This window comes from Methyloglobulus sp., assembly GCF_964779595.1.
In genome coordinates this window covers 15985-38761 of sequence record NZ_CBAROL010000009.1, presented here as the reverse complement: position 1 = coordinate 38761, position 22777 = coordinate 15985, and the positions used below count along the sequence as shown (strand labels likewise).

General features: G+C 46.2%; 20 protein-coding genes. 3 read left to right on the top strand and 17 right to left on the bottom strand.

Features of this window, described 5'->3' with window-relative positions; all coding sequences use genetic code 11:
- Positions 1-234: 234 nt before the first annotated feature.
- Together AC1YY3_RS05280 and AC1YY3_RS05275 are read right to left on the bottom strand one after the other, a co-directional pair.
- The gene (locus AC1YY3_RS05280) at positions 235-549 is read right to left on the bottom strand and encodes a nucleotidyltransferase domain-containing protein (protein WP_481823177.1); all 315 of its coding nucleotides are present in this window, start codon (positions 547-549) and stop codon (positions 235-237) included.
- Positions 536-970, bottom strand: coding sequence for a HEPN domain-containing protein (locus tag AC1YY3_RS05275; protein ID WP_481823178.1), 435 nt, complete (start codon positions 968-970; stop codon positions 536-538). Before AC1YY3_RS05275 ends, AC1YY3_RS05280 begins: the two co-directional genes overlap by 14 nt.
- A 444-nt stretch (positions 971-1414) precedes the next feature.
- Here AC1YY3_RS05275 and moaA point away from each other — a divergent pair, with 444 nt between their 5' ends.
- The 3 genes from moaA to AC1YY3_RS05260 all read left to right on the top strand — a co-directional run bounded on the left by moaA (position 1415) and on the right by AC1YY3_RS05260 (position 4992).
- On the top strand, positions 1415-2422 hold the full coding sequence (gene moaA / locus AC1YY3_RS05270; protein ID WP_481823179.1) for a GTP 3',8-cyclase MoaA: 1008 nt from the start codon (positions 1415-1417) through the stop codon (positions 2420-2422).
- A gap of 129 nt (positions 2423-2551) precedes the next feature.
- The gene (locus AC1YY3_RS05265; RefSeq protein WP_481823180.1) at positions 2552-3856 is read left to right on the top strand and encodes a DEAD/DEAH box helicase; all 1305 of its coding nucleotides are present in this window, start codon (positions 2552-2554) and stop codon (positions 3854-3856) included.
- A 260-nt stretch (positions 3857-4116) separates the two neighbouring features.
- Positions 4117-4992 carry a hypothetical protein gene (locus AC1YY3_RS05260; RefSeq protein WP_481823181.1) on the top strand — a complete coding sequence of 292 codons (876 nt, stop codon included), beginning with the start codon at positions 4117-4119 and terminating at the stop codon, positions 4990-4992.
- Positions 4993-5300: 308 nt separating this feature from the next.
- Here the strand turns inward: AC1YY3_RS05260 and AC1YY3_RS05255 are convergent, their stop codons facing one another.
- The 15 genes from AC1YY3_RS05255 to nirB form a co-directional block, all read right to left on the bottom strand.
- Entirely contained in the window at positions 5301-5711 is a 411-nt protein-coding gene (locus AC1YY3_RS05255) for a hypothetical protein (protein ID WP_481823182.1), read from the bottom strand.
- Positions 5712-5819: 108 nt separating this feature from the next.
- Positions 5820-6485, bottom strand: a complete 666-nt coding sequence (locus tag AC1YY3_RS05250; protein WP_481823183.1) for a lysophospholipid acyltransferase family protein — start codon at positions 6483-6485, stop codon at positions 5820-5822.
- Positions 6486-6534: 49 nt separating this feature from the next.
- Positions 6535-7080 carry a D-glycero-beta-D-manno-heptose 1,7-bisphosphate 7-phosphatase gene (gmhB, locus tag AC1YY3_RS05245; protein WP_481823184.1) on the bottom strand — a complete coding sequence of 182 codons (546 nt, stop codon included), beginning with the start codon at positions 7078-7080 and terminating at the stop codon, positions 6535-6537.
- A gap of 9 nt (positions 7081-7089) precedes the next feature.
- Positions 7090-9159 (bottom strand): glycine--tRNA ligase subunit beta, encoded by a 2070-nt coding sequence (gene glyS, locus AC1YY3_RS05240; RefSeq protein ID WP_481823185.1) that lies wholly within the window; start codon positions 9157-9159, stop codon positions 7090-7092.
- A 1-nt stretch (position 9160) separates the two neighbouring features.
- A complete protein-coding gene (gene glyQ / locus AC1YY3_RS05235; protein ID WP_481823186.1) occupies positions 9161-10075 on the bottom strand; it encodes a glycine--tRNA ligase subunit alpha in 915 nt (304 codons plus the stop codon).
- 108 nt (positions 10076-10183) lie between these two features.
- Positions 10184-11353 (bottom strand): PilT/PilU family type 4a pilus ATPase, encoded by a 1170-nt coding sequence (locus AC1YY3_RS05230; protein ID WP_481823210.1) that lies wholly within the window; start codon positions 11351-11353, stop codon positions 10184-10186.
- A 246-nt stretch (positions 11354-11599) separates the two neighbouring features.
- Positions 11600-12739 carry a TFIIB-type zinc ribbon-containing protein gene (locus AC1YY3_RS05225; protein ID WP_481823187.1) on the bottom strand — a complete coding sequence of 380 codons (1140 nt, stop codon included), beginning with the start codon at positions 12737-12739 and terminating at the stop codon, positions 11600-11602.
- A 230-nt stretch (positions 12740-12969) separates the two neighbouring features.
- Positions 12970-14880 carry a DmsC/YnfH family molybdoenzyme membrane anchor subunit gene (locus AC1YY3_RS05220; RefSeq protein ID WP_481823188.1) on the bottom strand — a complete coding sequence of 637 codons (1911 nt, stop codon included), beginning with the start codon at positions 14878-14880 and terminating at the stop codon, positions 12970-12972.
- 87 nt (positions 14881-14967) lie between these two features.
- Positions 14968-15441 carry a ClpX C4-type zinc finger protein gene (locus AC1YY3_RS05215; protein ID WP_481823189.1) on the bottom strand — a complete coding sequence of 158 codons (474 nt, stop codon included), beginning with the start codon at positions 15439-15441 and terminating at the stop codon, positions 14968-14970.
- Positions 15442-15523: 82 nt separating this feature from the next.
- Positions 15524-15919, bottom strand: coding sequence for a PIN domain-containing protein (locus tag AC1YY3_RS05210; RefSeq protein ID WP_481823190.1), 396 nt, complete (start codon positions 15917-15919; stop codon positions 15524-15526).
- Entirely contained in the window at positions 15916-16164 is a 249-nt protein-coding gene (locus AC1YY3_RS05205) for a hypothetical protein (RefSeq protein ID WP_481823191.1), read from the bottom strand. Before AC1YY3_RS05205 ends, AC1YY3_RS05210 begins: the two co-directional genes overlap by 4 nt.
- 98 nt (positions 16165-16262) lie before the next feature.
- On the bottom strand, positions 16263-18455 hold the full coding sequence (locus AC1YY3_RS05200; protein WP_481823192.1) for a molybdopterin oxidoreductase family protein: 2193 nt from the start codon (positions 18453-18455) through the stop codon (positions 16263-16265).
- 134 nt (positions 18456-18589) lie between these two features.
- Positions 18590-19507 (bottom strand): PhzF family phenazine biosynthesis protein, encoded by a 918-nt coding sequence (locus AC1YY3_RS05195; RefSeq protein WP_481823193.1) that lies wholly within the window; start codon positions 19505-19507, stop codon positions 18590-18592.
- Positions 19504-19878, bottom strand: a complete 375-nt coding sequence (gene nirD / locus AC1YY3_RS05190; RefSeq protein ID WP_481823194.1) for a nitrite reductase small subunit NirD — start codon at positions 19876-19878, stop codon at positions 19504-19506. The genes AC1YY3_RS05195 and nirD overlap by 4 nt, the downstream gene beginning before the upstream one ends.
- Positions 19878-22415, bottom strand: a complete 2538-nt coding sequence (nirB, locus tag AC1YY3_RS05185) for a nitrite reductase large subunit NirB (protein WP_481823195.1) — start codon at positions 22413-22415, stop codon at positions 19878-19880. The genes nirD and nirB overlap by 1 nt, the downstream gene beginning before the upstream one ends.
- Positions 22416-22777: the final 362 nt, after the last annotated feature.

Below are 22777 nucleotides of genomic sequence, written 5' to 3'. Positions count from 1 at the left end.
CATATTAGTATAGACTCTATGCAGGCGTTTGTGAAACACGTCACAATTCTGCAATTTAGTGGCAATCGTTCCCTTTTTTTTGTTTGATAGGGTTTTGTAAGCGGTTTGTTTATATCTAACATAAAGAACTCTAATCATCCTGCAAGGTCTACCTAATTAACTGGCTTTGTTGCTGATTAGTTTTGCATTATGTTGCAATGAGATTGCTGCTTACCCGTGTGTCGAATAATGTTGCTAAGGCTCGTGTATAGCTTGTAGCGAGTTAACAATGCTGCTATCTAACCGTTCGATGGAAGGTGCTATAAGAACGTCATAATTCATCCCTAAGCCAGACATTTTGTCACAGACCTGACGATAGACTTTTGCTGATATTGCATTGGGTGCAATGATGAGAATATCGACATCCGAGTGACCGTGAAATCGTCCTGTTGCGTAGGAGCCAAACAAGTATACTGGATGGGTGAAATCTTTGAATGCTACATTAAGATAAGCTAACACGCTGTCGTATTTTACTGACCTGGCTTGCTGGATGAGGTTAGTTGCGTTCATAAGCCCTCTCCATAATTAGCAAGGTTTGGGTTAAGGTGTCGATGGCTGACAGGGCTTGTTTTTTGGTGATGACATCAACTGGGGCATCAGAAGCCAACGGATAACGGGCGATGGTGCTGTATTGGCTTAATTCCTTATACGATTCAATAATTTCACCATCAAACAGGTTTGTTGCAAGGGCTTCATTGCAGGTTTTAGCAAGCGCATGGACTGAATATGTATGACTGAAGGCTTGGGCTGCATCACTGAGCAGGAACTTCAACGCTTTTTCAACCGCTTGTTGGGCATGGTAGCAAACACCATCCCATTTGTTCGCCGCCAACAATATATTAGCCATTTCGTAATCATTCAGGCTTTGCCTTAACCACGCGTATTGTGCGCCATCCTGGGTGGCAAGTTGCGTTAAATAGTCAATATTCATAATTGGAAACGCATTTGAAAGTTGAACTCATCGTCATCAGCTCCATGAGAGTAAATTCCAAGGTTTTTGATGGCTGCTCTTGTATAACCTGATGGTCTATTCTGTTCAACGGCATTGTCCACTCAACCTAATTCAACAAGTTTTTCTTTGATTGCATTTCAGTATAGACCTTAATGAATAGGTTTGTGAAACACGTCACATAACTGGAATTTAGTGGTAATTTTTGTTTTTCTATTTGGTTTGAAAGGGCTTTGTATGCGGATTGTTTGCATGAATCTTAAAGAACTTCATTCATTCCGCAAGGTCTATCCTATTAACATCATAAGTAACTGGCTTTGTTGCTGAAAAGGTGCAATTTTGACTTGCTCGACCCTGATTAGTTTCGCATTATGTTACAATGAGTTTGCTGGTTATTCACTTGAATTTTAATCATTTCTGTACTGCATGAACATTGGCAACAAATCACCTCAGTTAATCGACCGCTTCGGCAGGAAGGTGGATTATTTGCGCGTTTCCATTACGGATCGTTGTGATTTCCGTTGTGTGTATTGCATGTCTGAGGAAATGACGTTTTTGCCGCGAGACCAGGTGTTATCGCTGGAAGAGCTGTATACGATTACCAAGGCATTTGCGGAATTAGGGGTAAAAAAGATCCGAATTACGGGCGGTGAGCCTTTGGTTAGGCGCGGGGCATTGGAATTGCTAGAAAATATCGGCAAAATCGAGAGCCTGCATGAGTTGGTATTGACGACGAATGGTTCGCAACTGGAACACATGGCTTTGCCGTTGAAAAAAGCGGGGGTTAAGCGCATCAATATCAGCCTGGATACCTTGGATACCGATAAATTTAAGGCAATCACCAGGACTGGCGATTTGAGCCAAGTTTTACGGGGGATTTATGCAGCTAAGGATGCTGGATTTGAGCGCATTAAGATCAATGCAGTGATACTCAAGGACAAAAACCATCAGGAAGTGGTCGGTCTGGTGCAATTTGCGGTGGATAAGGGCATTGACATTAGCTTTATCGAGGAAATGCCACTGGGGATAGTCAGCCAACATAATCGTTCTTCCGCTTATTATTCCAGCGATTGCATTAAGGCGGATTTAGCGACCCAGTTCTCATTACTGGCGTCTACCGAGAAAACCGGTGGGCCGTCAGTGTATTATAAGGTGCAAGGCAAAAACACCAGAGTGGGCTTTATTTCACCACACAGTGCCAATTTTTGCAGCACCTGCAACCGTGTTCGGTTGACGGTTGAAGGGCGATTATTGTTGTGCTTGGGGAATGAGCATTCGGTTGATTTAAAAGCAATTATCAGGGCTAATCCTGGCGATATGGACATCTTAAAGCAAGCTATTATTGATGCCATGCTTATTAAGCCCGAAAAACACGAATTCAATATTCATGAGCAGCCCGTGATCCTACGGCACATGAGTGTTACGGGAGGATGATTAATCCTTCCTTCAAATTTCCGTTGGCTGGGTTTATCAACGACCACCAGGGGTGGTGGAAGTGCAGCATAATGGTATGGAATCGTTGCTGCCCCAGCCTACAAACTATTCTCAACTATTAAGGTTTACATGTCATTTGACTCACTCGGTTTATCGGACGCTCTGCTGAAAGCAGTTGCCGACCAAGGTTATACAACACCCACGCCTGTTCAGATTAAGGCGATTCCGCCTATTCTTGCCGGTAAAGATATTATGGCAGGCGCACAGACCGGCACAGGCAAAACCGCCGGATTTTCTTTGCCGCTACTACAACGGCTTGCGGATAGTGCTGATTTAAACACCCGACCTAGAAGGGTTCGTGCTTTGGTATTAGTCCCTACCCGCGAGTTGGCAGCTCAAGTTTATGAAAGTATTGCAACGTATGGAAAATATCTGCCCTTGCAGACCCAAGTTATTGTCGGTGGTGCAAGTATCAATATGCAAATCAGGCAGTTACGGCACGGCTGCGACATTGTGGTCGCCACGCCAGGTCGGTTGATGGATCATATCGGTCAAAAAACCATTTCTCTAGGCAATATAGAAATATTGATATTAGATGAAGCAGATCGTATGCTGGATATGGGCTTTTTGCCAGAAATTCGCCGAATTATGGCTTATTTGCCTAAAAATCGGCAAAGTTTGCTGTTTTCTGCGACCATGCCCGGCGCGATCAAAACGCTGGCGGCAACGATTCTTAACAGTCCTGTCGAAATTGAAGTTGCCAAGCAGAATATCACGGCAGATTTAGTTTCCGAATGCGTGTACGGCATTAACAAAGATAACAAACGCGAACTGTTGTCTTACTTAATCGGCAGCAATAATTGGAAGCAAGTGCTGATTTTCGTGCGTACCAAACACGGTGCTGACCGCTTGGAAAAGCAGTTGGTTAAAGACGGCATCCGTTCGGCTTCGCTGCATGGCGACAAAACCCAAGGCGCACGGACGAAGGCACTGGACTATTTCAAAAATGGCAAGGTCACGGCTTTAGTCGCCACTGATATTGCGGCGCGTGGGCTGGATATAGAAGAATTGCCACATGTGGTCAATTACGATCTACCGCAAGTCGCTGAAGATTACATTCATAGGATAGGACGTACCGGACGTGCAGGTTCAAGTGGTAGTGCGCTATCTCTGGTCTGCCCGGAAGAAGCGTACTTACTGGAAGCTATCGAGAAACTGTTAAAGCGGCAAATTCCACGAGTGGACGATACCGGTTATGAACCGGTTTCTTTAAAAGTCATGGATGCACCGAAAAAAGTTGCTCCTTCCAAAAATTCGGGTAAAAAAGATTATCGGCATACCGACAAAAAAACACCCCAACGTGAACGTGGTAATGGGGCTAATTTTAATCCACGTAGCAGTAAACCCAAAAATCGTTCAAGCTCAAGACCATAAGCTTGAAACTGCTGAATAAATCAGAGAATTGCTTGATTTATTAATTAGTTAACTTGTATTAAGCACAAGGTAATACCGAAAACGCGAAGTCACCAATGCTCGGATTTCGCAAGCTCCATCTGTGCGATTAGCAAGTTCTAAAGCACCTTGTTTGGCACAATTTTGGTTTTTCGGGTATCAGGTAACATCACCCTACTAAAAATGGGCTATTATTAGCCCAATATCATCACGATAAATCTATTAACCAGGAGAATTCAATCATGTCGTTTTTCGCATCGTTCACAAAAAAATCCAAACTCGATGCTGCCGTAAAAAAAGCAGATAATGCACGCAAAAACGAAGGCAGTGTCGCGGATCAATTATTTAAAGAAGCTTATCAAGACTATGCTGATGTCCTGACCGGCGATTCTTTACGCGCCGCCGCGCTGTACCATTGGGGTCTTACTTTACTGCGTCAGGCAAAAACCAAAACGCCACCGGAATCGATCAATATTTACCGGAACGCGATTGCGAAATTCTCTTTTTGCATGACTTTAGACCCCGGCTATCTTGCTGCGGCGATAGATGCTGGGGTTGCCTGCATGGATTTAGCCCGTGCCAGGGAAGTAGAACCCAGCGATGAGCTGTATGAAATGGCTAAACGGCAGTTTGAGAAAGCCAATTCAATTCAATCAGGCGTTGCCGCGTTTAATCTTGCCTGCGTTTATGGCGTACGTGGCGAAAATGACAGTTGCCTGGAAGCCTTAAAAATGGCAAAAGATAAAGGTAATTTGCCAGAAGATGCTGATATTCTTGCTGATCCAGACTTGGCTACTGTCACACAACAGGCTTGGTTTACAGAATTCATGAACTCTTTGGTAGAAGATAGACGGCTAGCTGAAGAAAAACGTTTAGCGGCAAAAGCTGCCGAGGAAGAAGCTAAGAAACCGAAACCCAAAGATCCTAATGAATTCGACCCTTACCATACACCAGATAAGGTAGCTAAGGAGAAAGCTGAGGTTAAGGCTAGTGCGCCAGAAGTAATTGAAGAAACAGCAGAAATTGCAGAAGAATCACCGAAAACGCCAGCCAAAAAAGCGACTAAAAAAGCCGATGAGAAATCCAGCGATGAAGAAGCCAAACCATCAGATGACTAGCACTGATTGTCAATTAAGGAATCATTGCACAGTCACTCAACGAGTTCAGTAGTCGATTAGGGTGATCCATGCACCTAAAAGGGTGCGTAAAACGCACCCTACCGCTGTACAAAATTAAATATTGGGAGTGCTAAGCCTAGGTTTGGCACTCCACAACTATACTGCCTTCTTAGATTCCGTGGACAGGCTGTTTTGCCCACCATTTACCTTTCTTCCAGCCCCGCTTCGCGTGGACACAACCAGACTAAAATCAAACGGATTACAATGAGGTGTGTAACACACCTCATGTAAAACCCTAAGCGGATATTTTAGATTTTGCTTTGCTCATCATCACCGTCTTGTTCGTGCATGATAGCGGTGTAACAATTCATAATGCTTTCAGTGTAATTGGTACGGGCTTTTGCAAGTTCTTGCGGTGAGCCGAATTCTTTACCCAATTCTTCAAAGGTCTTCTTTGGATCTTTCGATTTAGCCAAAGTCAGCATTTTTGCGTAATTACGATAAGCTTGTAATCTATCAGGATCGAAAACAAAAAAGCCGGGCATCTTTAGATACGTTGTGTCAATAACGCACTTAGCCATGTGAGCAGGGTCTATTTTATATTCTTTAATTTCTTGCTCTTTTTCCATTTCCTCTAAAACGGCTTGCTCATAATGATTTTTATCAGCACAAGCCACGAGAAATACGGGTAACAGGAGGATCAACAACAGTTTTTTCATGTATATAACACCATCTTAATATTTAAACTCACAATAAACATCTGCACATTATACGCATTTCGCGGATTTTCATGTAATTGCAATAGGCCGCTTGGTAATGGAAACTCATTATTGACCGATTTCCCGCATCGCTTGAATTATCCAATCCTCAGCTTCCTTATTAATATCAGCCGTCTTGCGGCTCTTGCTTTCAATGGGTGAACCGATTTTTACCTTAATTGTTCCTGGGTACTTTAAAAAGCTGTAGCGCGGCCAAAATTTTCCAGCGTTATGTGCAATCGGAATGACGGGATAACCCGATTTTTGCGCCAGCATGGCTCCACCTGCGCTAAAATTCCCCATCTCGCTTACCGGCATACGAGTGCCTTCGGGAAAAACAACTACCCATAGACCCTGTTTTAAAGCCTCAGTTCCATGGCTGATTAATTTACGCAAGGCAGCGTGTTTGTTATTCCTGTCTATCGCAATCGGCTTTAAGGTTGCCATTGCCCATCCCCAGAAAGGTATCCACAACAATGATTGTTTAAACAATGATGTTTGTGGCGGCAATAAACACCTGAACGCCAATGTTTCCCAAGCTGACTGGTGATTGCTTAATACAATTGCGGCACTGTCGGCGTTGATATGCTCCAGCCCTTCCACCTCATGACGCACGCCGCAACAAATTTCAGCTAATTTCAATACGGCTTTTGCCCATCCTTTACCCATGCGATAACGGACTTTAAAGGGAAAAATGATACAAAGCACGACCAAAGAGCCGAAAACAAATGTCATGATGATCGAACCTGCTAAAAATACCGCTGACCCAAAATATATTCGGATGCTATTGTTTTGATAAGATATATTCGACTGCGCCATAAAGATTTTCAAAGACAGGAATGTTAAAGTTAGGATTCTGATCTAGCGTTTTTTGGCCTTTTCCGGTTTTGACCAGGATCGGATTTGCGCCTACGGCTAGTGCTGCTTGCACATCACGTAGCGAATCGCCAATAAAATAAACGCTATTTAGATCGACATTTTTTTCTAAGGCAAATTGTTCCAGCAAGCCGGGTTTTGGCTTACGGCAGTTGCATGAACTCTCTGAGCCGTGCGGACAATAGTAAATGGCGGCAATTTCCCCGCCCTTCTCTGCAAGCAGGCTGTGCATTTTTTCATGGATTTTGGTCAGCATGGCTTCATCAAACAAGCCTCTTGCCAAACCGGACTGGTTGGTAATCACCACCACGTCGTAGCCTTGTTGGTTCAGCAAAGCAATAGCTTCAAGACTGCCTGCAATCGGTCGCCATTCTTCTGGCGACTTGATAAAGTCATCGGAATCTTCGTTGATGACCCCATCCCTGTCCATTAGCACATAACGGCGCTGTTCCATGCCGTTTGGTTACGATTGCAGTTTGGAAATGTCAGCTACTTCCAAAAACACTTTACTCAATCTTTCAAGTATACCTAAGCGATTTGCTCGTACTTGAAGATCATCAGACATTACAAAAATGTTATCAAAAAATAAATTTACTTGATTATGTAGATAAGATAATCGATCAAGTATCGATTGATAGTCCTTAATCTCTTTAAATGGCTTAATATCTGCTTCTGCTTTCGCTATGGAATAAGAAAAATCTATCTCCATTTCTTCCAATCCAGTTGGATCTAAAAACTCAGCAGGCTCGGTTTCCGATTTTTTCAGGATATTCCGTATGCGTTTATTCGCAGCAGCCAAACTTTCGGCTTCGGGCAGTTGGCGGAAAGCCTTGACCGCTTGCAATCTTTTCATGAAATCCAAGGGTTGCGCGGGATTAACCGACATGACTGCATCAAACTCATCAGGTGCGAAACCGCGATCCAAGCAATAGCCTTTCAAGCGGTCAAAAATAAAATCAACAACCAGCTTGCGGGTTACATCACGATCAAAGCTGTGGATGTATTGTTTCAGCGAAGCATCAACTAGGGCAACAATATCCAGGCTTAGCTGATTTTCGATGATAATCCTTAATGATCCTAACGCCGCTCGTCGCAACGCATAAGGGTCTTTGTCGCCTGTAGGAATCAATCCGGCGCTGAAAATCCCCGTCAGGGTATCAACCTTATCTGCCAGCGCGACAATCTGACCAGTTTGGCTGGCTGGGGTAGGACTGCCCGACTGTTTGGGGAAATAATGCTGCTCAATGGCATTGGCAACTTCGGCTGGTTCATTGTCAGCCAGAGCATAGTAGCGCCCCATCAAGCCCTGCAGATTGCCAAACTCGCCGACCATATCGGTCATCAAGTCCGCTTTTGCCAAGTGCGCGGCGCGTTGTGCCCATTCGACATTGGCGCAGAGTTGTGTCGCTATCAATTCAGATAAAACTATTACCCGCTGGGTTTTATCTGCAAGCGTACCCAACTTTTCCTGAAAAACGATATTGCCCAGGCTTGCAACGCGGACTGCCAGGGATTTTTTCCGGTCTTGTTTCCAGAAGAATTCAGCATCAGTCAGGCGCGGCGTAATAACGCGTTCATTGCCCTGCTTGATGGATTCAGGCCGAGTGCTTTCGATATTACTGAAGGTAATAAAATACGGTAACAACCCACCGCTGGCATTTTTCACCGGAAAATATTTCTGGTTGGTTTGCATGGTGGTAATCAGCACTTCGGCTGGCAACTCAAGAAACCGTGGATCAAATGATCCGGTAACAGGCACAGGCCATTCATTTAATGCGGCAATTTCTTCCAGCAAATCGTCTTCGATATGGGCCGTGCCATTGACCGCTGATGCTGCTTGATTAGCCTTGTCGCGTATGATGGATTTTCTTTGTTCAATATCAGCAATCACCTTGCCCTGCTGGAATAAGGTTTCAGCATAACTTTCTGGGCTAGTGATGGCAATGGTTTGCGGTGCATGAAAGCGATGTCCTGATGTCGTCGATCCCGTCGTCAAGCCCAAGATGTCACATTCAATAACCGAGTTACCGTAGAGCAATACCGCCCAATGCACTGGCCTGACAAATTCGGTTGCAAAACTGCCCCAGCGCATACGTTTTGCTATCGGCAAGGCTGAAATGCTTTGGCGAATAATGTCGGGAATTGATTGCTCTGTGGGCAATCCTTTCACTGCTTGCTTATAGATCAGCCATTCGCCTTTGTCGGTTTTCAGCCGTTCCAATTGGTCAAAGGTCGTCCCGCAACTGGCGGCGAAGCCTTCTGCGGCTTTGCTGGGTTTGCCATCTGGAGCGAATGCCGCTTGGATCGCCGGCCCACGTTTTTCAACGGTTTTGTCGGGTTGTTGGGTGGACAAATTTTCGATAAACACCGCCAAACGCCTAGGTGTAGCATAAGCCTTAGCACCAGTAAACGTCAGCTCTCCCGCACCCAAGCCTTGCAACACACCATCCAGTAAGGCTTGGCTCAGTTTGACGAGGGTTTTGGGCGGTAATTCTTCCGATCCCAATTCAAACAATAAATGTTTTGCTGCCATGTTACGCTCCTTGTCCGGCACACATCGGGAAACCGAGAGATTCACGGCGAGCATAATATGCTTCTGCAACCGCTCTCGACAATGTTCTAACTCTCAATATATAACGTTGCCGTTCTGTTACCGAAATCGCATGACGGGCATCCAGTAAATTGAAGGTATGTGATGCTTTTAACACCATTTCATAAGCGGGTAACGGCAAATCCAAGGCAATCAATTTTTGGCATTCCTGCTCATACGTATCGAAGCATTGGAACATAAACGGCACATTGGCATGGTCGAAATTATAAGACGACATTTCGACTTCGTTTTGATGAAACACATCACCATAAGTGACAACACCGAATGAGCCTCGCGTCCAAACCAGATCATAAACGCTCTTAACACCTTGCAAATACATGGCGAGACGCTCTAAACCGTAAGTGATTTCACCAGTGACGGGCCGGCATTCCAATCCGCCGACTTGCTGGAAGTAGGTAAACTGGGTGACTTCCATCCCATTCAGCCAAACTTCCCAACCCAATCCCCACGCGCCTAAGGTGGGCGATTCCCAATTGTCTTCGACAAATCGAATATCGTGTTCCAGCAAATCGAAACCCAACTGCCGCAAAGACCCTAGATAAAGCTCCTGGATATTATCAGGCGATGGCTTTAGTGCGACTTGATACTGGTAATAGTGTTGCAGACGGTTAGGGTTTTCGCCAAAGCGCCCATCAGTCGGGCGGCGTGAGGGCTGTACATAGGCGACATTCCAAGGTTCAGGGCCTATCGACCGTAAAAAAGTGGCGGGATGAAAAGTACCGGCACCGACTTCCTGATCCAGGGGCTGCAATAAGATACACCCCTGGGCAGCCCAGTAATCTTGCAAGGCCAGGATAAGTCCCTGAAAAGTCGATAAATCGTAGTTTTGGCTGGTCACGTCGAATTTTGTGAATGGGCAATAAAAGATGGGGAATTATAACGTAAAAACGCCTTTTTTAGCAGAACCCGTCATGTCCAGAAAGAAATGTATCGCCTGAAGCGTCAATTACGACTCATGTTTGTCTTCCTCTTTGACAATAGCTTGTAAGGACAAACCTGTTAATGATCCACTTTTTGGCGACTCTGCCGATCTACCCCCTGGTGATGACGAACCAAGCCCCTCGCTCAAATTGATCTTCAACTTGAGATTATTAGGGGAATCGGAGTTTTGCATGGCTTCGTCCAGTGAAATAAGGCCTTCTTTGTATAGCCTGAGCAGGTGGCTGTCGAACGTCTGCATACCGATGTTTTCGGATTTTTCCATGGCTTCCTTGATCGCATGGACATCACCTTTGTGGATCAAATCCCTGACCAGTTGCGAAGCCAGCAATATCTCTATCGCCGCTGTGCGCTTGCCGTCTAGCGTAGGAACTAGGCGTTGCGAGACGAATGCCTTCAAATTCAAGGATAAATCCATCAACAATTGATTGCGGCGTTCTTCCGGGAAAAAATTGATTATCCTGTCCAAGGCCTGATTGGAATTGTTCGCATGTAAGGTTGACAGGCACAAATGCCCAGTTTCCGCGAATGCCAGGGCATGTTCCATGGTTTCCTGACTGCGGATTTCGCCGATCAGGATCACATCGGGGGCTTGCCGCAAGGTATTCTTCAGCGCATCTTCATAACTGAGCGTATCAACCCCGACTTCACGCTGGTTAACCAGGGATTTTTTGTGCGGATGGATGTATTCAATCGGGTCTTCAATGGTAATGATATGGCCTGAACTATTGGCGTTGCGGTGATCTATCAGTGCCGCCAGCGAGGTTGACTTACCTGAACCCGTACCGCCTATAAATAAAATCAGGCCGCGCTTTTCCATAATGACTTTTTTCAATATATCAGGCAGTCCCAGCTTGTCGGCATTGGGAATTTCCACCTTGATGTTGCGGATAACCAAAGAAAAACAATTACGTTGTTTAAAAATATTGATCCGAAATCGACCTATCCCCTGCTCAGATATTGCAAGATTCAATTCAGGCTGGTGTTCAAACGCCTTCCGCTGGTCAGCATCCATCAGATTGTGTGCGATTTCCTTTAACCGTTCCCTAGTGAGCTTGATGTTTTCCAAAGGCCGCAAAACGCCTTGAAACTTGGCGGCGGGCGGTGCATCTACCGTTAAGTACAGGTCAGAGCCATCGTTTTGGACGAGCAGTTTCAGGTATTCTTTAAATTCCATAATCAGTCTTATCGTAGTGATGAATAAGGTCAATTCTAGGTTATAAACCCAGAAGTTGAAGGCTGATCGACAAAAATAAACAATCCGGCAGATTGGCTTAGGCACACATAGCCTATGACTCTAAACTAGAGCCATATTGTCTGTGTGCTGTAACCCAACGTCTATACGCTGTTTGTTGGGTCACTACGCGCCCAAGCATCTTACAAACCTCATCGGCCGAGAGTTTACGCGTCTAACCCACCTATATTATTGCATTTGCTGCAACATTCCAGATCGATCCATATATATTAGCAACCCGCCCACAGCAATGACTCCAAAGATAATAGCAAACGCAATTTTCCAATAGCTATAAGGCCGCTCACCTTGCACTTGGCCTGTCCTGCCGTTGATGACGAACCGGTAGGTTTTTTGCTGGTAACGAAAAGCAGCTGACCAGACGGGCAATAAGCAGTGTTTGTAAGAGGTATTGTTGTGTTGGGTATTAAATTGATCGACGCGCTGTTGGTCACCACCGATGTCAAAGGCAATGTCCTGGTAAACCACATTGTCCATTTTACGTTTGGCTTCGTCAAAACCTTGGTCGAGATTAACTTGATAGTATTCGCTGGTGAAGCCAGTGAGATAGCTTTCGTTATACGCTTCCAAGTTTGCCAGATCCCAGGGTTCCAATTGGTCGAGGATTTGTCGGGGCAATGATTTGCTCGCACCGATTAATACATCGTCAAAAAATCGGGCAACCCGTCCTCGTACCGGAGTCCAACGAGTTTGCGGCACTTGCCTTATCTCATTAACCATACGCCCGTCCCTGACGGTCTGCACTTCCTGGCTGACGTAATAGACATCACCACGCGCTCCCAGATAAGTGGTTTCTGTGCTGCTATCAAATGTCCAATAAGGTATATAAACACCGATCAACTTGGTGTCGTCTTGGGCATATTTTTTGACTTTGTTGGGCGCAAACCATAAGCCTTTTAGCCAATATCGAAATTGTTGTTTGGCTTGTTGCTCGTTAATTTTAAAAGGTAACAGGGATTTTGGCGTGATAGGTTTTGTTTGTGCCGTGCTGGTAACAATCGTAGTACCGCAAAAGGGGCATTCACCAGCATGGATACTGCCTGCAAATTTAAATCCGGCACCGCAAGCATCACATTGAATCTGCGCGATTTCTGCGGTGTCGGGTTTAGCCTGAGCCAGTTCAATTAAAGCTTGATGGAAATCGTATTCCTGAATTTGCTCAAAACGCTGCTCAATCTGGTTTTCCTGACCGCAATATGCACAGGTAAGATACTGGGTGCCAGGTTTAAAAGTTAGCAAACCGCCACATTTGCTACAGGGGAAACGATTAATTTTTGGGGTACTTGGCTCTTGTTTTATGGATTTGAACACAACATGGTGGCCTGTGTATGAACGCTAGCCTTATTATGATTGATTCTGGACAAATGTGCATGATGCGCTGCACTAAGGGAAGCGCATCAAGCTCGGAACACTCTGGACGGCGACTATTTCAATGTGTCTAAAGAATTTAGGCTAATCTGGCAACATACCGCGATATATTTTTTGTTAATCCCAGCTATTTGCCAGTTGCGGTTATTAATTGACTGCAATCTGACAACTCCTTATTTCCCAAAAATCCACAAAACATGCTTGACCATATCCTTAATCGAATTTTCCTTGATCGTCTTGATTAACTCATCAAGCTTGAACGCGTGATGTTGTTCATAAGCCACGCCATGTTGCGGTGCATCAGCCAGACCGATTTCCCTGGCATGATCGACAAAGCCTTTGTTCTTCCAGAAAAATGCGCCGGGCATGGTGGTGGGGATGACCAGCACGAAGAACAAGGAACGACCGAATGCTGCCATGACCAACATGGACAGGGTTAGCAATAAGCCCAACGCATAAGCGATTGCAACCGATAAATCCGTAATCGTAAAGGTAATCGCCAACACCAGATTAATTCCCAACAGGCTATTGCGAAGCAGGTAGGACTTGCCGTATTCCGTGGTTTGCACGTAATAAGACACTGCCCCTTCGTGTTCCGCACCGCGCATGGCCTTGGCATGGGCAATATGCCCAATGCCTTCGATAACCAAGCCCAACGCAATAATTGCAGCGAGAATTTGCACTAGAAGTTGGGTCTCAACCGTCGCCAATGGCAACAGGCATACGCTGACAACCCCAATCAGCAATGCGCCAAAACTGAGCATCGTGCCAAAAAATGCCGTACCTGTTTGCCAGTGATTCCAGAACGGTCGTGCGGGGATTCGGTACAGTTTGTACATATAATACAAACCGATAGCACCACTTAGCACTCCAATAACGGCGAAGACATTCGCAATCAACGTAAGCACGGTATTATCAAACAGGCCAAAAACCGCATACCCCAGCAATCCCGTGTAAAACATCGAAACCCCTGCAATTTCCCGGCTAACTGGGGATAATCGCAAATTATTAAAGCCACGATAAAAGCGGTGTGGTTTGCCCAAGTGCATGTTGAGTTTGAACAGACCCACGGTACTGACAGCAACGATCACAAAGATTAGCGGAATGAATGCGCTAGTATTTTTTAGCATGGCAACAGGTTCAACATTAAGCAACATACCCAACATCAGTATCGAGAACGCACCTACAGTAGCTTGGGTGCATAGCGTAAAAATAACGTGGGCGCTTTCGTGGCTGGTCAGCAGTTTACGAAAATTCCAGTGCCGTTCCTTACCTTGCTTTTCGTCAACGACCGGTTTGAATTTGTCTTGCACGTCATCACGATGATATTTCAGGGGCATATCGTCGGTACGGGTCATTTCACGATGTGTGGTGCGCGTTTGTTGGAAGCGGATATTGGGATGGGTAATATCGGTGGTAGGGAATCCTGGTATTTCTGTTTTCGCTTGAGTGCGATTTTCAGGGATATTTTCGATAACCCCGAAGTCCAGGGCATTGCCTAAACAGGCAGCAACACAAGCCGGTTTCAAGTTGACCTCCAGGCGATCTACGCACATATTGCATTTGGAAACTTCACCTTTGACTGGATCAAGTTGCGGAGCATTATACGGACACACCCAAGTGCAATAGCCGCAACCAAAGCAAATATCGGGGTCTTGCAACACCGCCCCGTATTCAGCAAACTTGGTGTAAGCACGGGTAGGGCATCCCGTTAAACAAACAGGATCATCGCAATGGTTACACGCCATTGAAATATTGATGCGCTGATAATCAGGGTACGTACCGCCTTCGACAAAACCCACAGAACGAAAAGCAATGTGTGCGGGGACATCATTTTTCTCGCTACAGGCGGACTCGCAAGCATGACAACCGATGCAGTTGTCGGCATTAAAATAGAAACCGTGTTGTTTATAGCGGTCAGGATTTTCACCAATCGCCCCATCACCGTTAATGTTTAGGCTCTTACACCGCAACTCGCTGCTGGCATCGGTCAGTTCGATGTTAAGGTTGTAGCGGTTTTTTTCCTTGCTTTCCGTGTTATTCAGAAAAGCGTATTTGGGTTCATCGTCACGTACTTCAAACATAATTTGTCCAATGTAGGGTACGCATCGCATACCAAAAATCATCATGGTGTGTGCAGAAGAGCATACTGCTATTACACATACAATAAATTAGTAATTCTTTTGAATTAAGCTGTAGTAAGACTTGATACATAGCTCACAAATTCTTGCTTTTTCATTGATAACCATTCTTCCTATTTCTTCATCCCAAGGGGATCGTCCGCAAAATGAACACTTCACTGCTTCTTTTTCTGCTTCAATCAAGGCGATGGCATCAGACTCGTTATAGTTTGTCCGAATCCAGTTTTTGTTAATGCCTTGATAATGTTTTTCGGCAATTTCCTTGATTTCCTCAATTGTCGTTGCCGATTGAACAGCGCAGAGGTCTTCCCACTCTTCGTTACAGTGTGACAGGCGAAATTCGGATGTTTCAATATCTTTGGATATCGCTAATTTTGGTACTACACCCACCAACTCATCTCCGGCCCATAAATTTTTCTTATTCATGTATTTGACTGTTGAATCGACAACTGCGTATTCAACAACGTAAGAAGGTATAAATAAGCTTATTGGTGGTTTATCCATAAAATTCCTAACGTAAAATTAAGCCCCACAGGGTTGCATTCAATGCAATCTATAAATCTAAATTTATTTCCAATCATTATGTTCACAGCCACCTTTCCACCAGTAAACCTTCAATCCGGTCAAAATGCTTATGATTATTAGTGACCAGAGAAAACTTATTAGCAACCGCAATACTAGCAATCATTAAATCCATATCGGCAATCAGATCACCGTCCTTTTTTAATCGGGCTTTTTCTTGGGCAAATGTCATGCTGGCTTTTTCATCAAACTCAAGGATATGAAAATTCGCTAAAAACGCGCTTATTTTTGCCATATTCTGTGCAACTTTTACCGAATTAAACGCGCCGTATAGCAATTCAGTGACATTGATGCGAGTAGTAAAAATATTTTCGATGGGGTGTGCGCTTAACTTATCGACTATCTCTTGCTGACCTTTCAAGAAATAAATCAAAATATCGCTGTCGATGACGACGTTCATAACCCGAAATCAATATCTTTGCTATTTTTATCCCGTTGGATACTGCCTAAAATACTGTCTGCTTCGCTTGCGCCTAGTGACCCTGCGAATTGCAACAGCGCATTCCTTTTGGTTTTTAATGAGGCAGCATATTGAATCACCGCTTCTTCAATCACGTTTGTTTTTGTCGTATGCAGGTCTTTTGCCAGTACATTAATTGTGTTTATTACGGTCTCATCGAGCCTAAAATTAGATGCTTGTCGCATGAGGAACTCCTTTGTTAAATATTGTATGTACGTATTATAGCTATAATTAAATAATATGTAAATACATAGGCGACACCAAAACACCATTATAGGTTGGTTTAATAAGTCCTTAACTCCTTGCTCAATTGTGCGGCGAAATCTTGGTCTACGTGTTCAATATTGACGGCTGATTGCTTGAAGGCAGGTTGCCGGGAATAAGGATCCAACAAGCCCAAGGTCAGCCGGTTAACGCAATCAAAAAAATGGAAGGGGATGAACACCATGTTCTTGGGAACGCGCTGGGTCAACATGGCCATGACGACGGCATCGCCACGGCGGGAAGTCACCCGCACATAAGTTTGGTGCTTGATGCCCAGTTCATCCGCCGCATCGGGGCTCATTTCCATGAACGGGATAGGGCTGAACTTGTTGTTGTTGCCGATCTTGCCGGTCTTGGTGCGAGTGTGCCAATGTTCCACCAAACGACCTGAATTCAGCCAGAAGGGATACTGCTCGTCCGGCACTTCATTGTTATTGATAAACGGCAGCGGGATCAGTTTTGCCCTGCCATCGGAATAACAAAAGCTTGCCGTTTCAGTATAAAGCCGCTGGCTGCCACTTTCACCATTGGTCATTTGTGCTTCGGTATAAGGCCATTGAATACCGCGTTGCTGTTCGATCAAGTCGTGGCTCATGCCGCTGATGTCGCATAACCGCCCTTTGCTTAGCTGTTTCATTTCTTCAAAAACGTCTTCTGGTTTTTCCGGAAATTTAATAAGCTTGCCATTATCGAACCGCTTCGCCACCTCATTGAAAATCTGCATGTCCGACTTGGATTCGGCATAAGGCGGCTTGACTTGGCGGGTCAGATTGACGCGCCGTTCGGTATTGGTGAACACGCCTTCCTTCTCCGCCCAGATTCCGGCGGGCAAAAAGATATGCGCGTATTGGCTGGATTCGACATCATAGTAGGCATCTTGCACAACCAAACATTCCAGCTTCTCCAGGGTCTTGCGGATGCGTGGCGTATTCGCCATCGAGGTCATGGGGTTGGTGGCGACCAGCCATAGACCCTTGATTTCCCCGGTTTCTATCGCCGGGAAAATATCGGTTTCCGTTAGGCCACGAATTTTGGGGAAGAACTCAGGGTCTATGCCCCAAAACTTAGCGATTTCTTCCCGGTCTTCCGCTTTTTCCAAGGCACGGTAACCGGGCAAGCCTGAGCAAGATGACCACTCGCGCGTCCCCATTGCATTGCATTGTCCGGTGATGGACAGGCTGGTGCCGCCGGGCTTGCCGATATTGCCCGTCACTAGGCTCAGGTTGTTGATGCCCACCACACCATCGGAGCCGTGGGTGCTTTGGTTGATGCCCATTGTCCAGATGCTCATGGCGCGATTGGCTTTGCCGTACAGCCGAGCCACGGTGCGGATCGTGTCTTCGTCAATGCCGCACAGTTTGGCGGCACTGGTCGGATCGTAGTTTTCGACTTCTTTCGCCAGTTCCTCAAAACCGTTGGTGTTGGCATTGATGTAATCGCGGTCTTCCAGACCTTCCTTGATAATGACGTGGATCAAGGCGTTTTGCAGCACGACATCGGTACCTGGGGTAATCGGCAAATGGATGTCGGCATTTTGGGCAAAGATGGTGACACGGGGATCGACCACGATCAAAGGAAAACGGCGTTTTTCCAGGGCTTCTTTTAACCGCCAGTAGATGATCGGATGTTGCTCAGGCAGGTTGGAACCCCAGGCGATCAGGCAATCGGTATGTTCAAAGTCTTCATAGCAGCCAGGCGGGCCGTCCGATCCGAACGAACGCTTATAGCCGGATACCGCCGAAGCCATACAAAGAGTCGTATTGCCGTCGTAATTGTTGGTGCCGATTGCGCCCCGTGCCAGTTTGCCCAAGGTATAAAATTCTTCGGTGAGGATTTGCCCAGTCGAAACAATGGCGAACGAATCCCGTCCGTACTTGGCCTGGATGCGCTTGATTTCTGAGGCCATCTTGTCCAGCGCGGTATCCCAGTTGGTTGGGGCGTAAGGCTCATGGATGTAATCGCGTATCATCGGCTTGCTGGCGCGCCCCGTGGCTTCAAACACCTCGTACTCAAATATCCCTTTCAGGCACAGCTTGCCACGGTTGACATCCGCACCACCCACGCCACGCGAGGCCACAGGCTGGCCTTGGGCATTCGTGCCGATTTCAATGGAACAGCCGGTGGAGCAGTAACCGCAAGTCGAATACGTCCACTTGACCACGCCCTTATCGGTCATCTTGATGGGGTTTTTGATGTTTCGTCCGAATAACATAACTATTTGATATTAAGTGTCTTATAGTTCCCACGCTCAGGCGTGGGAATTCATATTGCAACGCTCTGCGTTGCGTGACGCTGGAGCGTCACTATCTGCGTTCCCACGCGGAGCGTGGTAACGATGTTTAAATTTTAATCTGGCAAATCAATCGTCCCCTGTGCAAACAACACGGCTGCACCCCCAACCCGCAATGGCAAAGACTCATGGCCTTTGTTATCCATTTCCAGGTTGATAACACTGCGGCGGCTGTTGGCATCGCCTCTATCAACTGCAAAAACGTGAGTGCCTTTTCGGGTGTGTTCAAAGGAACACAAATATGAAGCAAATGCGGGCATGGCACTACCTATTGGCGGATCATCGTAAAGACCAATGTGCGGCCCCAGCAACCGGGCATTGAAATCAGAATCGGTAAATGGTGTTTTGTGGGCAAATAGCAGGATTTCTTGCGCTGCTGTTTGCGGTGCGATAGATTGGCTCCAGGCCGCGCTGTTAAATTTTGCTTGCCTAACCGTTTCGTAGCTCCATACGGGTACGATCAGGTAAGGAAAACCGCAAGAAACCAGTCGTGGCGAATATTTTTTATGGTCCAGCTCTGATTGTTTGATACCTAAAAAACTAGCCAGTTCTTCATCTGTCGGCGCAAATCGGTCAACGATTGAAACCACAGTACGGGCAAATTGCACAAACGTAGGTTTACCATCAGCCACTGAGATATTGGCATTAATTGCCCCAGCGTTTTGCTCCAGAACAATCGGCGTAATCCCTTCAATTAAAGGGATGTCACCGCATAAGCCAAGGATATAAGCCGTGGCAATAATCGGATGCCCAGCAAAATCGAGTTCCTTTTTGGGGCTGAAAACGCGCATTTTGCGTTTGCTATCACTCTGCTCTGGATGAAAGACGAACACCGTTTCGGATAGGTTCAACTCTCTTGCCAGCAGTTTCATGGTTGCATCACTTAAGCCATCGGCATTGGGAAATACCGCTATCTGGGCACCGTTAAACAACTGCTTGGTAAATACATCAGCAATGTAATAATTGATTTTCATGCGCTCGCCTCTTCGTATGGACGACCTTGAGAAACACCAATGGCCGTAACTTGTATTTCAACCCTGCCGTTTTGTATGCGAATAGGGTAAGTTGGTACGACGATGCTTTCATCTTCGAGACAAATGCCAGTCTTAAGGCTGAAGTGCTGCTTGTACAACGGTGATGCAACCACAGGCTCGCCCTTGATATCACCAATCAGGCCACGGGATAACACGTTGGCTTTGCCAATGGGATCATAGTTATGGATTGCATAGACGGCTTGTTCCCTCACTAAAAAGAAGATTGCCACTTGTTGCCCATCTACTAACGCGCACACGCCAGAGTCCGGTTGCAAACCATTGGTGCTACAAATATCTTTCCAAACAGACATCAAGCAACCTCCATCATTTTGAAATGCTTGCGTTCGTCGTCATCCGCAGGTCGAATTTGTCCTCGTTCCTCGACGAACACGACATTATCATCAGGCTGGTCGCTGTTAATAAAATGCCGGAATCGCTTCAGTTTGTTTTCGTCTTCAATCGTGGTTTTCCATTCACATTGATAGGTGTCGATAACATGTTCCATTTGTTGTTCTAGCTGTTCGCACAGCCCGAGTTTGTCATCAATGACAACGCCTTTAAGGTAATCTAGGCCGCCTTCCATATTCTCCATCCACACCGAGGTGCGTTGTAGACGTGCTGCGGTACGAACATAAAATATCAGGAAGCGGTCGATGTACTTGATTAGCGTTTCTTTATCCAAGCCAGTCGCAAAGAGATCGGCATGACGCGGTTTCATCCCGCCATTGCCGCAGACGTACAAATTCCAGCCATTTTCGGTAGCAATTACGCCGACATCCTTACCTTGTGCTTCCGCACATTCGCGTGTACAACCTGATACGGCAAATTTTATTTTATGGGGTGAGCGCAAGCCTTTGTAACGGTTTTCCAGTTCTATCGCCAAACCCACGCTATCGTCGATGCCATAACGACACCAGGTACTGCCGACGCAGGATTTTACCGTACGTAAGGATTTGCCATAAGCGTGACCGGATTCAAAGCCTGCGTCTATAAGCTCTTTCCAAATATGCGGTAATTGGTCAACCCGAGCGCCAAACAAATCGACTCGTTGCCCACCGGTAATCTTGGTGTAAAGTTTATATTTTTTGCCGACTTGACCGAGCGCAATCAGCATATCTGGGCTGATTTCCCCGCCAGTGATGCGCGGTACGACGGAGTAAGTGCCATCTTTCTGCATATTCGCCAGAAACGTGTCGTTGGTATCCTGCAAGCCTAAATGCTCGTTTGCAAGTACGTATTCGTTCCAATAAGATGCCAAAATAGAGCCGATGGCAGGTTTGCATATCTCACAACCTCGGCCTTTACCGTGGCTTTCTAACAGCCCGTCGAAGGTCTTGATTTGTTCGACGACGACGAGATTGTAAAGATCCTGGCGGGTATAGGGGAAGTGTTCGCAAATATCGGTGTTGACTTCTATGCCGTGTTTCAGTAATTCACAATCCATTACCGACTTTAATAACGCCGAGCAACCGCCACAGCCGGTAGAAGCCTTGGTTTCTGCTTTCAATGCGCCAATTGACGTGCAGCCTGCTTCTATCGCCTGACAAATTGCCCCCTTAGTGACATCGTAGCAGGAGCAGATTTGGGCGGACATCGGGAGTGCATCTGGGCCTAAGCCAACCGATTCGTCGGAGCGATGCGGCAAAATTAGCGAATCTGGATTTTCCGGCAGTTCAATACCGTTTAAGCAATATTGCAATAATGTGCCGTAACCGGATACTTCGCCGACTAACACCGCACCTAGCAACTGCTTTTTGTCCTGACTGACCACCAGCCGCTTATAGACTTCGCTCGCGCCATTTTGGTAGGTGTAAACCAGTGCGCCTTGCGACTTGGCGTGGGCATCGCCGATGCTGGCGACATCAACGCCCATCAACTTGAGTTTGGTACTCATGTCTGCACCAGTAAAGCTGGTCTGTTCACCTGCGAGATCGGCAACAACAGTCCGTGCCATGGCGTAACCTGGCGCGACCAAACCGAAAATCATGCCGTTCCAAAGTGCACATTCACCTATGGCGTAAATGTCGGGGTCGGAGGTCTTGCATTGGTTGTCGATAACGATACCACCACGCTGCCCTACCTCCAGACCGCAAGCACGGGCAATGTCATCGCGCGGACGTATTCCTGCAGAAAACAGTACGATGTCGGTTTCAAGCTCTTCGCCGTCAGCAAAGCACATCTTGTTGACGCACTGCTCGCCGTCGGTAATCTGCGTGGTGTTTTTACCCGTGTGTACCTGTAAGCCCAAAGCTTCAACCTTGCGCCTTAGCATTGCACCGCCAAATTCATCGAGTTGTACCGCCATCAAACGGGGTGCGAATTCGACGACATGCGTTTCAAGCCCTAGGTCGGTCAATGCCTTGGCTGCTTCCAAACCTAATAAGCCACCGCCAACAACAACGCCGACCTTACTGGATTTTGCTGCGTTCGCTATCGCCTCAAGGTCTTCAATCGTGCGGTAAACCAAACAGTTAGCTCTGTCATGACCTGGCACGGGCGGCACAAAGGGATAAGATCCGGCTGCCAAAACCAAGGTGTCATAAGCAATAGTTACGCCTTTTACAGACGTGACGGTTTTATTGTCGCGATCTATGTAATCTGCCTTGTCGCCTAAATGGATTGTGATACCGTTGCTTGCAAAAAAGCCTTCATCTGCCAAAGCCAGATCGGCTGCCGTTTTACCTGAAAAAAAAGCTGACAGGTGAACGCGATCATAAGCTGGCCGGGGTTCTTCGCAAAACGTCGTAACGTGATAACTGTCTTTGCACTGGCTTGCCATTAGACTGGTCAAGAAATTTTGACCCACCATGCCATTGCCGATAACAACCAGTGACTTTTTCGTACTCATGCCTTTCCTCGCAACCCAAGTTATATTTTTTACGATCTCACTGAAGAACTAAAGCAAATCTTATGCCATAAATATAAGCAACTGACATCACTGTTATTTTTTATCGAAAGCACAAAAACTGTGCGAGCCTACGCATTAAAACGGTGCAATAAGCTCACTCATGGTGCATGGTGTCGATTATCGCAGTGGAAATCCCATCACATTTGGTGGAGAGGAACTACTAGCAAGATTGATTTGATGATTATTTGAGCCGTGAGTTAAGCCAGTATTTTGTTGATGAACTTGTCGGCTTCATGCCTGTGAGTTGCATGTATTTTGAAGTGCAAACCTTCTATGCCCCAGAGGGTAAGGTTTGCAACTCC

Excerpts from the sequence above, each read along its gene's own strand:
- AC1YY3_RS05280 (WP_481823177.1), bottom strand. The coding sequence starts at position 549 with ATGAACGCAACTAACCTCATCCAGCAAGCCAGGTCAGTAAAATACGAC.
- AC1YY3_RS05275 (WP_481823178.1), bottom strand. The coding sequence starts at position 970 with ATGAATATTGACTATTTAACGCAACTTGCCACCCAGGATGGCGCACAA.
- moaA (WP_481823179.1), top strand. The coding sequence starts at position 1,415 with ATGAACATTGGCAACAAATCACCTCAGTTAATCGACCGCTTCGGCAGG.
- AC1YY3_RS05265 (WP_481823180.1), top strand. The coding sequence starts at position 2,552 with ATGTCATTTGACTCACTCGGTTTATCGGACGCTCTGCTGAAAGCAGTT.
- AC1YY3_RS05260 (WP_481823181.1), top strand. The coding sequence starts at position 4,117 with ATGTCGTTTTTCGCATCGTTCACAAAAAAATCCAAACTCGATGCTGCC.
- AC1YY3_RS05255 (WP_481823182.1), bottom strand. The coding sequence starts at position 5,711 with ATGAAAAAACTGTTGTTGATCCTCCTGTTACCCGTATTTCTCGTGGCT.
- AC1YY3_RS05250 (WP_481823183.1), bottom strand. The coding sequence starts at position 6,485 with ATGACATTTGTTTTCGGCTCTTTGGTCGTGCTTTGTATCATTTTTCCC.
- gmhB (WP_481823184.1), bottom strand. The coding sequence starts at position 7,080 with ATGGAACAGCGCCGTTATGTGCTAATGGACAGGGATGGGGTCATCAAC.
- glyS (WP_481823185.1), bottom strand. The coding sequence starts at position 9,159 with ATGGCAGCAAAACATTTATTGTTTGAATTGGGATCGGAAGAATTACCG.
- AC1YY3_RS05230 (WP_481823210.1), bottom strand. The coding sequence starts at position 11,353 with ATGGAATTTAAAGAATACCTGAAACTGCTCGTCCAAAACGATGGCTCT.
- AC1YY3_RS05220 (WP_481823188.1), bottom strand. The coding sequence starts at position 14,880 with ATGTTTGAAGTACGTGACGATGAACCCAAATACGCTTTTCTGAATAAC.
- AC1YY3_RS05215 (WP_481823189.1), bottom strand. The coding sequence starts at position 15,441 with ATGGATAAACCACCAATAAGCTTATTTATACCTTCTTACGTTGTTGAA.
- AC1YY3_RS05210 (WP_481823190.1), bottom strand. The coding sequence starts at position 15,919 with ATGAACGTCGTCATCGACAGCGATATTTTGATTTATTTCTTGAAAGGT.
- AC1YY3_RS05205 (WP_481823191.1), bottom strand. The coding sequence starts at position 16,164 with ATGCGACAAGCATCTAATTTTAGGCTCGATGAGACCGTAATAAACACA.
- AC1YY3_RS05200 (WP_481823192.1), bottom strand. The coding sequence starts at position 18,455 with ATGTTATTCGGACGAAACATCAAAAACCCCATCAAGATGACCGATAAG.
- AC1YY3_RS05195 (WP_481823193.1), bottom strand. The coding sequence starts at position 19,507 with ATGAAAATCAATTATTACATTGCTGATGTATTTACCAAGCAGTTGTTT.
- nirD (WP_481823194.1), bottom strand. The coding sequence starts at position 19,878 with ATGTCTGTTTGGAAAGATATTTGTAGCACCAATGGTTTGCAACCGGAC.
- nirB (WP_481823195.1), bottom strand. The coding sequence starts at position 22,415 with ATGAGTACGAAAAAGTCACTGGTTGTTATCGGCAATGGCATGGTGGGT.